Origin of the sequence: Janibacter sp. GXQ6167 (genome assembly GCF_041365945.1) — a bacterium.
Lineage (GTDB): Bacteria > Actinomycetota > Actinomycetes > Actinomycetales > Dermatophilaceae > JBGFSK01.
This window is the reverse complement of the sequence record NZ_JBGFSK010000007.1, coordinates 141,977-156,447: the sequence shown is the minus strand read 5'-3', so window position 1 is coordinate 156,447 and position 14,471 is coordinate 141,977. Positions and strand designations below refer to the sequence as shown.

Genomic DNA, 14,471 nt, shown 5'->3' with positions numbered 1-14,471 from the left:
GTACCGTCCAGCCATGGACGAAGGGAGCACCGCCCCCCACCCCGTGACGGGGGTGGCCTTCACTTCTCCGGTCCTCCCCGGGACCGGCTGGCCGGGCGATCCGGCCGACGCTGACACGCCGATCGCGCGCACCGCCGCTCAGGTTCGCCGCCTCGCGCGCCCGGAGGTCGGCCCGGAAGAGCTCGATGCCAGGATCTCGGTCTGCTGCGCCTGCCCGCGCCTCGTCGCCTGGCGCGAAGAGGTGGCGTTCACCAAACGCGCGGCCTACTCCGACCAGCCGTACTGGGGGCGTCCGGTCCCGGCCGTCGGTCCGGTCGATGCCCCGATCCTCATCGTCGGACTCGCCCCCGCCGCGCATGGCGCGAACCGCACCGGCCGCAACTTCACCGGCGATCGCAGCGGCGACTGGCTCTACGGAGCCCTGCACCGCGCGGGGTACGCGAGCCAACCCGATTCCTGGGCCGCCGGCGATGGCCTCACCCTGAGCGATGTCCGGATCGTCGCGACCGTGCGATGTGCGCCACCCCAAAACAAACCCACGGCCACCGAGCGGGCGACCTGCGCGCCCTGGCTCGACGCCGACCTGGCGCTGTCGGCCCCCTTCGTCCGCTCGATCCTCTGCCTCGGGTCGATTGGATGGGACGGCGCGCTCGCGGCCGTCCGGCACGCTGGTTGGGAGGTACCGAGTCCCAAGCCACGCTTCGGTCACGGTGCCCGCGCGACCCTGCGCACCCCGGATGGCCGAGAAGTAGCCCTGGTCGGGAGCTACCACGTCAGCCAACAAAACACCTTCACCGGTCGCCTCACCGAGGCGATGCTCGATGACGTGATCGCCTCCCTTTGAGCGCGCTCGGTCGGTACCGTGGCGACCCATGGATATGCGTGCCTTGGTCGTCACTCACCCCGGGGGCGGCGATGTCCTCACCGTCGAAGATCATCCGATCCCCGAACCCGGTCGCGGCGAGGTCGTCATCAAGGTGGCCGCGGTCGGCGTCAACTTCATCGACGTCTACCAGCGCGAGGGCGCCTACCCGGTCCACACCCCCTTCATCCTCGGCAACGAAGGCGCGGGGACGGTCACCGCGGTCGGCCCGGAGGTAACCGAGGTCACCGAAGGGGATCGCGTCGCCTGGGCGATGTCGATCGGGGCTGCCGCCGAGTACGCCCTGGTCCCCGCAAGCCGGCTCGTGCCGGTCCCCGATGACGTGCCGCTCGAGACCGCGGCTGCGGTGATCCTTCAAGGTCTCACCGCGGACTACCTGGTCCACACGACCTACCCGGTGTCGGAGGGGGTCTCGACCCTCGTCCATGCCGCCGCCGGTGGGGTGGGCCAGTTGCTCGTGCAGATGATCACGCGCCTTGGTGGGACGGTCATGGCCACCGCCGGCACCCCGGCCAAACGCGAGCTCGCGCTCTCCCTCGGAGCTAGCGCCGCGCTGGACTACGCCGACTATGACACCGCATCCGAACTGGCCGCGGCCGTCCGCGAGAGCAACGGCGGTCGCGGCGTCGACGTCGTCTACGACGGGGTCGGTGCCGCGACCTTCGATGCCTCGCTGGCCTCGCTGCGCCCCCTCGGGATGATGGTGCTTTTCGGGGCTTCGAGCGGCGCGGTTCCCCCCTTCGACCTGCAACGCCTCAACTCGGGGGGCTCCCTCTTCGTCACTCGACCCTCGCTCGGGCATTACGTCGCGAGCCGCGATGACCTCCTCGCACGCAGCGATCGGGTCCTCTCCGCCGTCGCCGACGGAACTCTGCAGGTCTCGGTCGGCGGCCAGTACTACTTCGAGGACGCCGCGCAGGCTTACGCCGACCTCGAAGGGCGCCGCAGCAGCGGCAAACTGCTGCTCCTGCCCTAGCCTTTTCGGCCGCGCCCTTCGGGCGCTGGTGCGAGCACGGCCCGGTGGGGTCAGTAGCCGGTTCGCCCGTCGACCCGCTCGCGCAGCAGGTCCATGTGGCCAAGGTGCCGGGCGTACTCCTCGACTAAGTGCACGAGGATCCAGCGCAGATTGACGGCGTTGCCATGCCGCTTACCGCGTACGCTGCGCGGCGGTCCGGCCGGTCAACCGAATTACCAGACGAAGGCAATCACGGCGTTGACGACGGCGAGACCCGCGGCGATCCACGGCAGCGGCGGCAGCTTAACCTCACCGCGCTTGGCCTTGGCCCAGGAGATCTCGCAGAGCGCGACGACCGCGATCGAGATCAGCAGCTTGACGCCGATCTTCATGTGGTTGAGGTCGGCGTCGCCCATCCCCTCCATCACCCCGACCAGCGCGAGGCCGATGAGCAGCTGGATCCGCGCACCCCAGACCTGCAGCAGGGAGGGCTTGCCGCCGGAGATCGCCGGCGCGATCACGATCGCCACCATGGCAAGCATGTGGATGATGTAAAGGACCATGTGGAGGGCAGACATGGGCCCCAGGCTACGTGGTGTTGCGCCCGGTCACCCTTCAGAGGAGTCCATCAAACGATGGATGGTGCCCCGTAGTTGCCGCACCGAGACGACCAGGGGCAGCGCGTCGAGTTCGGCGGCGCTCACCCAGCGCGCGGCCGCGGTCGATCCCCCGACATCGTGCAAGACGGGTTCGCTCGGCTCGGCCACGGTGCCGCAGTAGATCAACCGCACCGCATGGAAATCCTCCAATGCCCCCGACGGCGCCCGCCCCAACCAATGCTGGGACTGCACGCGGTAGAGGCCGGTCACGGCCAGACGCTGCCCGGTCTCCTCCCAGACCTCGCGCACGACCGCGTCGGCCGGGTCTTCGCCGGGGTCAATCCCGCCGCCCGGCAGATTCCAGTGCCCGGGGACAAGGTGGACCCGAGACGAGAGTTGGGTCAGCAGGAGCCGTCGCTCGGCGACGACCAACGCGTACGCAGCAACTCGCTGATGGGCTCGGGCCTGCTCCCCCGGTGCGATCGTAAGATCCGGATCCCGAGGCTGCGGACGATCAGCGGCAAGTGGCTGCTCCGGCCCCCTCGTCGCAGCGGCGATCAGGCGAGTGCGCTCTGGCGCCACTCGGACCGCTCGCTCCCAGCGCGGCTCGTGCCAACCATGAGCGGCAAGAACTCCCGTCGGGTCCTCGCCATGCGGAAGGGGGATCACCTCCCTCGTCCCATCGCCGGAGATAACCTCGATCTCGACGCCGGGTCCGACGGCGGGCTGGCCGTTCATCGGGACATCTTTTGGATCGCGCGGGCGTACTCGGTCTCGGCCTGGTCCACAACGCGCGACCAGACCTGGTCCGGCGGCACGCTCCGGTTGTGCTCGATGATCGAGGTGCGCAGCGCGTCGTCGCGCACGATCCGCACCACCGCCTCGACGAAGGCCTCGTCGGAGTCGACGAGCAGCCCCGACACCCCATCGGTGATGACATCCCGCACGCCGGAGTCGGCGCGGCCCACGACCGCCAGCCCGGCCGTGCGGGCCTCCAGGACCGCGATGCCAAAGGCCTCCAACCGCGTTGGCGACACATAGACATCGGCGCGGTGATAGCGCTCGGCGAGCTCGGCCCGGCTCACCCGCCCCGGGAGAGTGATCACGTCGGCGAGGCCGAGCCGCTCCACCTCATGGCTCACCCGAGAGTACAACGGCCCGTCGCCGACGATCTCAAGGGTGAGGGCACCTGGGCGGAGCTGCGCGAGCGCCCGCTCGATGATGTGCACCAGCGCGCCCGGTCGCTTGCGCGCCGCGAAGCGCATCGCGCTGATCATCCGGATCGGACGATGGGGTCCTGGCGCGTCCTCGCCAGCAGGGGGCACCCAGACGGTCGGGTCGATCCCGTTCGGCAGCACGGCGACCGGGGCCTCGGCACCAAGGACAGCGCGCACCCCTTCGGCAGCAAATCCCGAGACCGCGCTCGCGACGGCGCCGCGGTCCACCCAGCGCTGGACCGCGCCGGTCGCCCGCATCGGCACGGTCATCCGGTCGAGGACGCAGTGCCAGGTGAGGGCGGTCGGCAGCTGAATCCCGGTCGTCACCCGAGCCATATCCCACGCGAAGGGCGAGACCACCCCCATGTGCACGTGGGCGACATCAAAGCCCCCGTCGAGGAGCCGTCGGCGGACCTCCGGTGGCGCCAGCGGGTTGACCGGGAGGTCGCCGGGCAGGCGAATCGCCATGCGGTGCACGGGGATCCCGTGGTCATCTTCGATGGCGCCATCGCGCTGGCCCTCCGGACCGGGGGTCGCGGTGAAGACCTCCACCTCGTGACCGGCCGCGCGCAACTGCCGCGCCAGGTCACTCACCTGCGACTCGATCCCACCCGTACGGGGCGGGTAGCAGTCCGAGAGCAGCGCAACCTTCACGAGGTCCAAGCCTGCCATGCCGACCTGTGGGAGGGTGTCCAGCGATGATGTCCGCCCAGACCTCCCGCACCCTCGTGGCCTTGCACGCGCACCCCGACGACGAAGCGCTGCTGACCTCGGGGACGATGGCGCGCGCGGCGGCGCAGGGGCACCGGGTCGTCCTCGTGATCGCGACCGACGGTGCCCTCGGCCTCGCCGCTGACTCCTACGGGTCGAAGGGAGCCGAGCTCGCCGCCACCCGCCACCGCGAGGTACGCGCGAGTGCCGAGGCCCTCGGCGTGGCCCGGGTCGTCGAACTGGGGTATGCCGACAGCGGCAGCGGCCCGGAGGTCTTCCCCGACCCGGCGGGCCAGGTCCGCTTTGTCCGCGTCCCCCTCGACGAGGCCGCCGAGCGCGTGCGTGATGTCCTCCTCGAGGAGGACGCTGACGTCCTGCTCACCTATGACCGCAACGGCGGTTACGGCCACCGCGATCACGTCCGGGTCCACGAAGTGGGGGCCCGCGCCGCGGAACTCGCCGCCGAACGCGGCCACCGCGTGCGGGTCCTCGAGGCCACCATCCCGCGCGATGCGATCTGTCGCGCCATCGACCTCGCCGCCAAGGTCTACCGCTTCCCGCCCGAGTTTGACCGCTCCTCCTTCGACCGAGCCTTTTCGGCGCGGGCGGAGGTCACCCACCGGATTTCGGTGCGCCGACAGATCGGGGCGAAACGGTCCTCGATGCGCGCCCACGCCAGCCAGGCGAGCGCCGACGATGGGGACCGCACGCTCGGGATGCTGCTGAAGATCCCGCGGCCGCTCTACGACCTCGTCTTCGGCCGCGAGTGGTATCGCGACCCGGCCCTGCCCGCGGGATCCCCGATCCGCCACGACATCTTCGAGGACCTCTCGTGACCGGCACGAAGGGGGCACCGACCGCCCCCCTTCCCGGCGAGCCCGATCCCACGGAGATCTCCGCCAAGGCCCGTTACTCCCCCAAGCGGATCATCCAGGCGACGATCGGCCTGGTCTTGGCCATCGTCATGCTCATCTGGGGGCTGCCCCACTTCGCCAAGACGACCTGGTCGAGCGTGTGGCAGGTCCTTGGCACGGTGACCCTCTGGCAGGGCATCGGGTTCGCGGCGCTCGTCATCGTCGGGCTCTACTGCTACACCTTCGTGATGACCGGGGCGATGCCCGGCCTGTCGCACCCGCGCGCGCTCGTGATGAATGTCTGCGGGTCGTCGGTCTCAAACCTCCTCCCCGGCGGCGGCGCGGTCGGGCTCGCTGCGACCTACTCGATCGGGAGATCCTGGGGTTTTTCTAATGCCAGCGTGACGACGATGGCGATCGTGACCGGCGTCTGGAATGTGCTCGCTCGGGTCGCCCTGCCCGTCGTCGCGATCATCACCTTGTCGATCGGCGCGACCAATCTGCCGCCGGTCATGCGCGAGGCCGCCATCGCGGGGTCGATCACCGGGATCGGCATCATGGCGGTCTTCGTCGGGGCCCTCTTTTCGAGCCGGGTGGCGCGCGTGGTCGGGCACGGGGTTGATGTCCTCGTGACGCAGGTGCTGCGGCATAAGGCCGAGCCGCGACGCTACGAAAATGCCCTCCTCGGCATGCGCTCGCGGATCACCGGTGTGGTCCGCAAGGGGTGGCTGCCGATGACCCTCGGGATGGCCGGATTCTTCGGCTTCTACTACATCCTCTTCGTGCTCTGCGCCCAGGTCACCGGCGTGACACTCCCCTACGGCCAGCTCTTCGCCGCCTTCGCCATCGGCCGCCTGCTGACCGCGGTCGGAATCACTCCCGGAGGCCTCGGGGTCACCGAGACCGGGACCGCCGCCGCCCTCGTCGCCTGGGGCGCCGACCCGGCGACCGCGATGGCCTGCGTGGTCCTCTTCTCGATCTACACGCACATCATGGAGATCCCGCTCGGCGCCCTCGGATGGCTCGCCTGGTCGATCATGCCGAAGGCGGACGCCGCCGAGATCGCCGACGCCGGCTGACCCCTTCAGGATCAGTCGAGGAGGCGACGCACCTGGCGCTGCTGAGCCTCGCGGGCGACGGCGTCATCGAGTTGACCGGGCTCGAAGGGGCGGCCCGTCGCCTGCTCCGCCGCCCACCCGATGAGAGCGTCGGCGAGACCCGGGTTGGCGGGCAGCACCGGCCCGTGGAGGTAGGTCCCCACCACGTGATCCCTCACGGCACCTTCGGTCCCCGACTGCTCGTTGTTGCCATAGCCATGCCGGACCCGACCGAAGGGGGCCTGCCCCGAGCCGAGTTCGGTTGAGCCCGAGTGGTTTTCGTAGCCGACGACATCGCCAACATCGGTGCTGAGCACCACCGGCCCGATCATCCGCGAGGCGTTGCCACGCGTCGTGACATCGAGGATCTTCAGGCCCGGCAGTTCCTTGCCCTCGACGGTGATGAAGGCATTGCCGAAGAGCTGGTACATCCCGCAGACCATCAGCATCGGGACACCATCGGCGGCCAGCCCGCGCAGGGTGTCGGCGTTCGCCTCGAGATCGTCTTCGACCTTCACCTGGCCGGAGTCCTGACCACCACCGCCGACGATCAGGTGCGCATCGCGGGGCACCTCCATGCCGGGGTGGTGCTGGTGGACGACCGGCACATAGCCGTGCCGTCGGATCCGCGCCGCGAGGCAGCGGGTGTTGCCGAGGTCCCCGTAGATGCTCATCTCCCGGGGGTACATGTGCACGAGGTTGATCACGCCCTTGCCCTCGCGCCCCGGCGTGGCCGGCAGCGCGGACCCGGCCGGTTCACCGAAAATCGCAATATCGCGGGGGTCGCTCATCGGTTCGCTCCGCTCACAGTCGTGGCGTCCTCGCCCATCTCGGGGAGGTCGTATCGCGCGGCGAGCATCCTGCGCAGGGCGAGCATCGCCGTGTAGGTGCAAAAGATCCGCTTGGGTTCGTTCGGGTGGTCGGCGAGGAACCGCTTCAGCGCGCGCTCCAGGTCCACGTCCGTCCCACCGACCGGCACATCGTCGTACTGCAGGCGCAACGCCATATCCCAGCCGCGCACGCCCGAGGTGAGCGCAACCCCCTTCTCCTGCAACGATTCGAAGGAGACGTCGTAGAGCCAGGACACATCACGGCCATCGGCGTAATCGTCGTTGATCGCGATCATCGACGCGACGGGATCTTCGGCATATGTCCCGAGCGCGACGGTGAATCCGGCGGGGTTTTTGACGAGGACCAGCTCCAAGGGTTGGCCGTCGGCATCGATCATCTCGCCGCGACCGAAGGGGGGACGCACGGTGGCGAGGGCCCGCTCGGCGGCCCGAGGGTCGAAGGCGTCGCCGAGGAGCAGGCGGGCCGTGGTGGTCGCCGCCGTCGCGTTGATCATGGCGGCGAGACCACGCTGCTTGAGCTCGACGGGGCCGACCTGACCCCCTTCGCCCTCGCGGCCGAAGAGGATGGTCATCTCGCGCTGACTTTCGGGCCGCAGGAAGCCGTCATCGCGGCCGGCGGGGGGCGGGGTGTACCCCTGTCCCTCGCGCACGTCCTCCTCTTGGAGCTCGCCCAGCCGGTCGTGGATCGAGGCGTCCAACCCGAACCAGCGGATCGCGACGTCCCCCGTGAGTTGCGGAGCGATGGTGTTGACATACGGGTCGTCGACGTTGAGCACGACGCCTTCGGTGGTCTGCTCCGCGAGGCGTCGAAGGAGGCCAGCCGTGTGGTCGATCTCGGCGAAGCGGTCGAGTTGGTCGCGGGCGACGTTGAGCAGCAGCGAGTGCGTCGGGCGGACCGCGGCCGCGAAATGCAGGGCGTGTGCCTCGTCGAGCTCGAGCACCGCCATGTCGGCCCGAAGGCGTCCGCCCATGGGCAGATCGCCGAGCATCGCCGAGATGACGCCGCGGGTGAAATTGGAGCCCGTCGGGTTGGTAAAGACCTCGCGGCCGTGTTCGCGGAGCACCGCGACCAGCATCTTCGTGGTGGTCGTCTTGCCATTGGTCCCGCTCACCACGACGATGCCGCCGCGGACCTGCGAGAGCGCGTTGGCGAGGAAGTCGGGGTCGACCCGCTCGGCCACGAGGCCCGGAAGGGCGGACCCGCCGCCTCTCATGCGGGCGAGTCCTCGGGCGGCCTTCCCAGCGAGTACGGCGGCGGTCGTTCTCAGCACCGTTGCACCCTACCCGCCGGTGGCGCCGTCTCCGTCGTTCCCCACGTCGCTCGCATAGATCGCCGAGCGCTCCTGCGGTGAGCGCTCCGCGATCGCATCCATCACCGAATCCGTGATCGCCCGGAGCAACTTGCCCTTAACGAACTGACGCTCCAACGCGGCGACGTCGACGGGCGGGGCGAACCGAACGGCCACCTTCGCCGGGCGGACCCCCTTCGCCCCAGGTGGCTGGACCCGGTCGGTGCCGACGAGCGCGCACGGGACCAGGGTGGCCCCGCTCGCGAGCGCGAGCCGGGCGACACCTGTGCGTCCTCGGTGGAGCCGACCGTCGCGAGAACGTGTCCCCTCGGGGTAGATCCCGAAGGCGCCTCCGGTCGCGAGGTGAGCCTCGGCGAGCTCCAGGGAGCGAGCGGCGGCTCGGGCGTCCTCCCGATCGACCGGGATCGTCCCGAAGGCGGTGAACCAGGTCCGGGTCGCCCAGCCTCCGGGGCCGGTCCCGGTGAAGTACTCCGATTTCCCGAGGAAGCCGACCGGCCGTCCGGCCGCGATCGGGATGATCATGCTGTCGATGAAGGAGAGGTGGTTGCTCGCGATGATCACCGGGCCAGTCGCGGGGACGTGTTCGGCGCCTTCGACGGTGAGGCGGGTGAGGGCCCGAAGGCCCGGGCCGACGAGGACCTCGCGCAGCAACTTCTCGGTGAATCGGATGCCTCTCGGACTGCCCACGACGATCAAGACTAGGCGACGTCGTGACGTGCACCACATGCGCCCCTTTTCGTCGGTGCCCGTCCCGGCTGTTAGGGCGGGACTGCTCGCGGGACGCCAGACTCTCGTAGGGTTTTCAGCCATGAGCCACGACGGCGCCACGCCACCCCCTTCGCCCTGGGGTCCGCCCCCGAACTCACCCGCGCCACATCACGGCCAGCCCGCTCAGACTCCCCCTTCGGGGAACTGGGCAGGGGGCGGATTTCCTCCGGGGTACGGCGCGATCGCGCTTACCCTGCAGGGCAATCAGGTGACGACGAGCCTGGTTGTCCCCAAGGTGACCTTCAACGGTTACCCGATCCCGGCGAACTTCGGCCTCAACACGATCCCGGTCCCGGCCGGACGGCACACGGTGGCGCTCTCCACCCAGTGGCTGCGCACTTACGGTCAGGCCGAGCTCGACGTCGATGTGGCCGCTGGGCAGACCGTCCCGGTGTTTTACGCGACGCCCTACCACCAGTTCACGCGCGGCGCCATCGGCTACGAGAAGCAAAAGCGGCCGGGCCTCGGCGTGCTCATCGCGATGCTCCTGGTGATCTTCGCGCCGCTCATTCTCTGCTCGGTCGGGGCGATGTTCCTCTGAGCCGGGTCAGCTCGCCCGCCGGGGAAAACGTCATCCAACGCGGCAATAGCCGCGCCACAGCACACCAACCGCGACACCGTCGAAGGGGGAGCCTCGCCCCGGACGGAGCGGGTCAGCGAGCGCCGGGCGGCGCTCCTACTCCCACTCGATGGTGCCCGGCGGCTTGCTCGTCACATCGAGCACGACGCGGTTGACCTCAGGGACCTCATTGGTGATGCGATTGGAGATCTTCGCGAGCACCTCGTGGGGCACGCGAGTCCAGTCGGCAGTCATCGCGTCTTCAGAGCTTACCGGGCGCAGCACGATCGGGTGGCCGTAGGTGCGGCCATCGCCTTGCACGCCGACCGAGCGGACGTCGGCGAGCAGCACCACCGGGCACTGCCAGATCTCCCGGTCGAGGCCGGCCTCGGTGAGTTCGGCGCGAGCGATCGCGTCGGCGCGGCGCAGGATGTCGAGATTGTCCTCGGTGACCTCGCCGATGATCCGGATCCCGAGTCCCGGGCCCGGGAAGGGCTGGCGCCAGACGATCGCCTCGGGGACGCCGAGCTCGAGCCCGACCTGACGGACCTCGTCCTTAAAGAGCGCGCGCAGGGGCTCGATCAGCTCGAACTGCAGGTCATCGGGCAGACCACCGACGTTGTGGTGGCTCTTGATATTCGCGGCGCCGCTGCCGCCGCCGGACTCGACGACGTCCGGGTACAAGGTGCCCTGGACGAGCCACTTCACCGGGTGCTCAATGTCGCCCCGGTCCTGCACGACATCACGGGCGGCCTGCTCAAAGACGCGGATGAACTCCCGGCCGATGATCTTGCGCTTCGTTTCCGGGTCGGTGACACCGGCGAGCGCCTCCAAGAAGCGGTCCTTGGCGTCCACGACGACCAGGTCGACCCCGGTCGCGGCGACGAACTCCTCTTCGACCTGCTCGGCCTCGCCCTGACGGAGCAGCCCGTGATCGACGAAGACGCACGTCAACTGGTCGCCGACGGCCCGCTGCACCAGGGCAGCGGCCACCGAGGAGTCGACGCCACCGGAGAGGGCACACAGGACCCGGTCCTCGCCGACGACCTCGCGGATCGCGGCGACCTGATCCTCGACGACATTGCCCGGGGTCCAGTCCGACCCGAGGCCAGCGCCGCGGTGGAGGAAGTTCTCCAAGACGCGCTGGCCGAAGGTGGAGTGCATGACCTCCGGGTGCCACTGGACGCCGTAGAGGCGACGCTCGTCATCTTCGAAGGCGGCGACGGGCGCACCCGACGTGGTCGCGGTGACGCGCATCCCGTCGGGGGCCTCACTCACGGAGTCGCCGTGGCTCATCCACACCGACTGGTCGGCGGGCTGGCCATTGAACAGGGTCGAGTGGGTGTCGGTGATGTCGGCGCGGGTGTTGCCGTACTCCCGCAGGCCGGTCTTGGCAACCGTCCCCCCGAGGGCCTGAGCCATCGCCTGGAAGCCGTAACACATGCCGAAGACGGGCACCCCGGCGTGCAGGATCTGCGGGTCAAGGCTCGGCGCGCCCTCTTCGTAGACCGACGAGGGGCCACCCGAGAGCACGATCGCGGCCGGCTCCTTGGCGAGGATGTCGGCCGCACTCATCGTGTACGGCACGACCTCGCTATAGACCTGGGCCTCGCGCACGCGGCGGGCGATCAGTTGGGCGTACTGGGCACCGAAGTCGACGACCACGACCGGCGCGTGCTGCAAGGATTCCGTCACGCAGGTCAGGCTACCCTCGTGGCGCCCTCCTAACGGACCGGGCTAAGGCCGCCGCTAGCGGGTGAGCGGCGTGACCTCTTCGGTGACGCGACGCTCCTCGATGAAGGCAACGAAGGGGATGCAGGCCCAGATCAGGACCCGGATCATCCGCCAGAGGCTCCAGCCGACCTTGAAGCCGAGGTTCGCGGTCGCGACGGCGAAGACCATGAAGATCAGGCCGTGAACCGGGCTCCACCACATGAGCACGTCATTGCCGAAGCCGTAATTCAGCACCATCTCCACGATCAAGATGAACATGGCGATACCGGCGGCGATCGCCGAGTAGCGGAAGAAGGTCAGGGCCGAGGCGATCGCCTGCGGTGACGCCGTGATGCCAGGCTGGGTCCCGGGCGACGCGGCCTGCGGGTCGCGGGGCGCGGCCTTCGGATCGCGCGGCGCATCCTCTGGGGCGATGTCGTGCGGTACCGGCTCGTGACTGCTCACGATGAATCAACTCTCCTTGCGTGCGGCGGCCACCGGGAGCTCCGATGGGTCGCCTTGGTCTTGACGGGCGAGGCCGTCCTCGCGTTCCTGGCGGGCGGCCTGCCGCACCATCTTCAGCCACATCCAGATGGCGAAGCCACCGAAGCACCACCACTGGACGGCGTACATCACATTGCGCCAGTTCAGTTCGACGTCCGGGAGCGGGGGCGGAACCCGCTCCAGACCGGAGGCCGCGACCGGCGCGCCGCCGACCTCTTCATCGACCGCGAAGGCGAAGGCGTTATAGATATCTCCCGGCCATTGGTTCACGAGGCTCGCGAGGTCAATCGAGGTCATCTGCCCCTCGGGCACCCCCCGCTCGTCCGGCGCCTCGCCCGGCGCGAGCGATCCGATGAGGGTCACCGTCCCCGTGGGCGGCGGCGGCGCGTCCGCCCCCTTCGCGATCCACCCACGCACGATCGGCAGGTTCGCCCCCGTGTGATCGACGACGAACTGATCGAGGACCCAACCCCCCTCACGGCCATCGAGGAGGCGCACGGTGATGAGCCGTTGGCCTTCGGCGACGTAGTGTCCGGTGGCGCTCACCCGCTGGCCCGAACCATCGTCCGGGAAGGCGGCGCGCGGCGCGAGCACGTCATCGAGCGGACGCACATCCCGCTCGGCAGCCGCCTCGACGACCTTGACCCGCTCGGTGTCATAGGCGACTTGGTACTGCCACCGCCCGAGATAAAAGGCGAGGACGGCGAGCGCGATGGCGACGAGCAACAGGCCCAGCCACCGAGGTCGGGTCGCGGTCCTCAGCACCACAACAGGCTACGTGAGTCCTCGCGAACCTCTGACCAGCCCTTGACATACTTACCTGCCATGACGACCGACACCGCTGTCGCCGTAGCCGAACTCACCGACCTCACCATCGACAAACCGGCCTATGCCCTGGTCGAAGGGGTCGACCTCGCCCTGATCCGTCGTGCTGACGACGACGTGATCGTGCTCTACGGCCGATGTCGGCACCGCGGGGCCCTGATGAGCGACGCCGATGTCCGCGGCGACCGGCTCGTCTGCGGCCTCCACGGCTCCACCTACGACCTCTCCTCCGGCCAGAACCTCTACCACCAGGGGGCGGACCTCGCCCGCTTCACCTCCTGGGTCGATGAGGGTCGGGTTTGGGTCGATGCCGGTGAGGTGGCGGCCTTCGCCAAGGATCACCCGCAGCACTACCGCCGCGACCAGTACCTCGGCCTCTACGAAGACCTCAAGGGCACCAAGGATGAGCCCCGCAACCGGGCGATCCATCAGCTCGCGCGCCACGGTCTCGAGCGCGTCGGCCACCACGGCCCGGTCGAGGCGATGGGCGTGCCCAACCCGACGCTGCCCTGCTGGGACGATCTGCAGATCGTGACCGGCCAGCTCGCCCGGCTCCCCCTTCTCGATGACGATCCGGTCGGGACCGAGGTCGTGATCGGCCCCCGCGCTGCACGCCCCCTGCACCTAAAGATCCCCCTCTTCGTCTCCGATATGAGCTTTGGGGCTCTCTCCGAGGAGGCGAAGGTGGCGCTCGCCACCGGCGCCGAGCGCGCCGGGACGGGCATCTGTTCGGGCGAAGGGGGGATGCTCGCCGAAGAGCAGGAGGCGTGCAGCCGGTACTTCTACGAGCTCGCCTCGGCCCGCTTCGGCTACAGCGATGACAAGGTCGCGCGCTGCCAGGCCTTCCACTTCAAGGGTGGACAGGCCGCCAAGACCGGGACCGGCGGACACCTGCCGGGACACAAGGTCGTCGGCAAGATCGCCGAGGTCCGGGGTTTGGCGGAGGGGCAGGACGCGATCTCGCCGGCGCGCTTCCCGGACCTGACGACCATCGCGGACTTCCGCGAGGTCGCCGCGCATGTCCGCGAGATCACCGGCGGCATCCCGATCGGCTTCAAGCTCTCCGCACAGCGCATCGAAGACGACCTCCAGGCGGCGCTCGACATCGGTGTCGACTACGTCATCCTCGACGGTCGAGGCGGTGGGACCGGGGCGGCGCCGCTGATCTTCCGCGACAACATCTCGGTGCCGACGATCCCGGCCCTCGCTCGAGCACGGTGCTTCCTCGATCGATCGGATGCGAGCGATGTGACGCTCGTGATCACCGGCGGTCTGCGCACGCCCCCGGACTTCATCAAGGCGCTCGCGCTCGGAGCGGACGCCATCGCGGTCTCCAATGCCGCGATGCAGGCGATCGGGTGCCTCGCCATGCGGGCCTGCCACACCGACCGGTGTCCGGTCGGGATCGCGACCCAGCGCCCCGACCTGCGGGCGCGCCTCGACATCGAGCGCTCGGCCGCACAACTCGAGCGCTTCTTCGCCTCGAGCATCGAGCTCATGCAGGTGATGGCCCGCGCCTGTGGCCACTCCCACCTGCAGGACTTCGAGCGCGACGACCTCGTGGCCTGGAAGCGCGAGATCGCCGACCTCGCGGGTGTGCGCTTCGCAGGCCCCCTGGACTGACC

Annotated in this window: 15 protein-coding genes and 1 pseudogene; 6 read left to right on the top strand and 10 right to left on the bottom strand. The window is 69.4% G+C overall.

All coding sequences use genetic code 11. The features are described from left to right. Positions 1-13: 13 nt before the first annotated feature. A complete protein-coding gene (locus tag AB8K43_RS11895) occupies positions 14-844 on the top strand; it encodes a uracil-DNA glycosylase (RefSeq protein WP_370894417.1) in 831 nt (276 codons plus the stop codon). 28 nt (positions 845-872) lie between these two features. Continuing rightward, entirely contained in the window at positions 873-1,859 is a 987-nt protein-coding gene (locus AB8K43_RS11890) for a quinone oxidoreductase (RefSeq protein WP_370894416.1), read from the top strand. Between the two features lie 50 nt (positions 1,860-1,909). On the opposite strand, the pseudogene AB8K43_RS11885 reads toward AB8K43_RS11890, so the two are convergent. The 4 genes and pseudogenes from AB8K43_RS11885 to AB8K43_RS11870 all read right to left on the bottom strand — a co-directional run. Then, positions 1,910-2,023: pseudogene (locus AB8K43_RS11885) on the bottom strand (DUF664 domain-containing protein); the annotation flags it as partial. Positions 2,024-2,071: 48 nt separating this feature from the next. Further along, on the bottom strand, positions 2,072-2,416 hold the full coding sequence (locus AB8K43_RS11880; RefSeq protein ID WP_370894415.1) for a hypothetical protein: 345 nt from the start codon (positions 2,414-2,416) through the stop codon (positions 2,072-2,074). Between the two features lie 30 nt (positions 2,417-2,446). Further along, the gene (locus tag AB8K43_RS11875; RefSeq protein WP_370894414.1) at positions 2,447-3,175 is read right to left on the bottom strand and encodes an NUDIX hydrolase; all 729 of its coding nucleotides are present in this window, start codon (positions 3,173-3,175) and stop codon (positions 2,447-2,449) included. Further along, complete coding sequence (locus AB8K43_RS11870; protein WP_370894413.1) at positions 3,172-4,326, bottom strand: glycosyltransferase family 4 protein; 1,155 nt, start codon at positions 4,324-4,326, stop codon at positions 3,172-3,174. Before AB8K43_RS11870 ends, AB8K43_RS11875 begins: the two co-directional genes overlap by 4 nt. 26 nt (positions 4,327-4,352) lie before the next feature. Here AB8K43_RS11870 and AB8K43_RS11865 point away from each other — a divergent pair, with 26 nt between their 5' ends. Then, positions 4,353-5,201 carry a PIG-L deacetylase family protein gene (locus AB8K43_RS11865; protein WP_370894412.1) on the top strand — a complete coding sequence of 283 codons (849 nt, stop codon included), beginning with the start codon at positions 4,353-4,355 and terminating at the stop codon, positions 5,199-5,201. Beyond that, positions 5,198-6,298, top strand: a complete 1,101-nt coding sequence (locus AB8K43_RS11860; RefSeq protein WP_370894411.1) for a YbhN family protein — start codon at positions 5,198-5,200, stop codon at positions 6,296-6,298. The genes AB8K43_RS11865 and AB8K43_RS11860 overlap by 4 nt, the downstream gene beginning before the upstream one ends. An 11-nt stretch (positions 6,299-6,309) precedes the next feature. Here AB8K43_RS11860 and AB8K43_RS11855 read toward each other — a convergent pair whose 3' ends face one another. The 3 genes from AB8K43_RS11855 to AB8K43_RS11845 are packed head-to-tail and all read right to left on the bottom strand — an operon-like array spanning position 6,310 to position 9,164. Next, entirely contained in the window at positions 6,310-7,107 is a 798-nt protein-coding gene (locus AB8K43_RS11855; protein ID WP_370894410.1) for a type 1 glutamine amidotransferase, read from the bottom strand. Beyond that, complete coding sequence (locus AB8K43_RS11850; RefSeq protein WP_370894409.1) at positions 7,104-8,438, bottom strand: MurT ligase domain-containing protein; 1,335 nt, start codon at positions 8,436-8,438, stop codon at positions 7,104-7,106. The genes AB8K43_RS11855 and AB8K43_RS11850 overlap by 4 nt, the downstream gene beginning before the upstream one ends. Before the next feature lie 9 nt (positions 8,439-8,447). Then, positions 8,448-9,164: a lysophospholipid acyltransferase family protein gene (locus AB8K43_RS11845; RefSeq protein ID WP_370894408.1), complete on the bottom strand. Its 717-nt coding sequence runs from the start codon at positions 9,162-9,164 to the stop codon at positions 8,448-8,450. A 121-nt stretch (positions 9,165-9,285) separates the two neighbouring features. Here AB8K43_RS11845 and AB8K43_RS11840 point away from each other — a divergent pair, with 121 nt between their 5' ends. Beyond that, a complete protein-coding gene (locus tag AB8K43_RS11840) occupies positions 9,286-9,786 on the top strand; it encodes a hypothetical protein (RefSeq protein WP_370894407.1) in 501 nt (166 codons plus the stop codon). A gap of 135 nt (positions 9,787-9,921) precedes the next feature. Here the strand turns inward: AB8K43_RS11840 and guaA are convergent, their stop codons facing one another. Genes guaA through AB8K43_RS11825 form a run of 3 tightly spaced genes read right to left on the bottom strand, consistent with a single transcriptional unit; the run spans position 9,922 to position 12,786 of the window. Continuing rightward, entirely contained in the window at positions 9,922-11,499 is a 1,578-nt protein-coding gene (guaA, locus tag AB8K43_RS11835) for a glutamine-hydrolyzing GMP synthase (RefSeq protein WP_370894406.1), read from the bottom strand. 54 nt (positions 11,500-11,553) lie between these two features. After that, positions 11,554-11,982, bottom strand: a complete 429-nt coding sequence (locus AB8K43_RS11830; RefSeq protein WP_370894405.1) for a DUF3817 domain-containing protein — start codon at positions 11,980-11,982, stop codon at positions 11,554-11,556. Positions 11,983-11,988: 6 nt separating this feature from the next. Then, entirely contained in the window at positions 11,989-12,786 is a 798-nt protein-coding gene (locus AB8K43_RS11825; protein ID WP_370894404.1) for an SURF1 family protein, read from the bottom strand. Positions 12,787-12,846: 60 nt separating this feature from the next. Between AB8K43_RS11825 and AB8K43_RS11820 the strand changes: the two genes are divergently transcribed. Next, entirely contained in the window at positions 12,847-14,469 is a 1,623-nt protein-coding gene (locus AB8K43_RS11820; RefSeq protein WP_370894403.1) for a glutamate synthase-related protein, read from the top strand. Positions 14,470-14,471 lie beyond the last annotated feature (2 nt).

Coding starts and splice junctions, on each gene's coding strand:
- AB8K43_RS11865 (WP_370894412.1), top strand. CDS start 4,353: ATGATGTCCGCCCAGACCTCCCGCACCCTCGTGGCCTTGCACGCGCAC.
- AB8K43_RS11840 (WP_370894407.1), top strand. CDS start 9,286: ATGAGCCACGACGGCGCCACGCCACCCCCTTCGCCCTGGGGTCCGCCC.
- AB8K43_RS11890 (WP_370894416.1), top strand. CDS start 873: ATGGATATGCGTGCCTTGGTCGTCACTCACCCCGGGGGCGGCGATGTC.
- AB8K43_RS11880 (WP_370894415.1), bottom strand. CDS start 2,416: ATGTCTGCCCTCCACATGGTCCTTTACATCATCCACATGCTTGCCATG.
- AB8K43_RS11895 (WP_370894417.1), top strand. CDS start 14: ATGGACGAAGGGAGCACCGCCCCCCACCCCGTGACGGGGGTGGCCTTC.
- AB8K43_RS11855 (WP_370894410.1), bottom strand. CDS start 7,107: ATGAGCGACCCCCGCGATATTGCGATTTTCGGTGAACCGGCCGGGTCC.
- AB8K43_RS11870 (WP_370894413.1), bottom strand. CDS start 4,326: ATGGCAGGCTTGGACCTCGTGAAGGTTGCGCTGCTCTCGGACTGCTAC.
- AB8K43_RS11875 (WP_370894414.1), bottom strand. CDS start 3,175: ATGAACGGCCAGCCCGCCGTCGGACCCGGCGTCGAGATCGAGGTTATC.
- AB8K43_RS11820 (WP_370894403.1), top strand. CDS start 12,847: ATGACGACCGACACCGCTGTCGCCGTAGCCGAACTCACCGACCTCACC.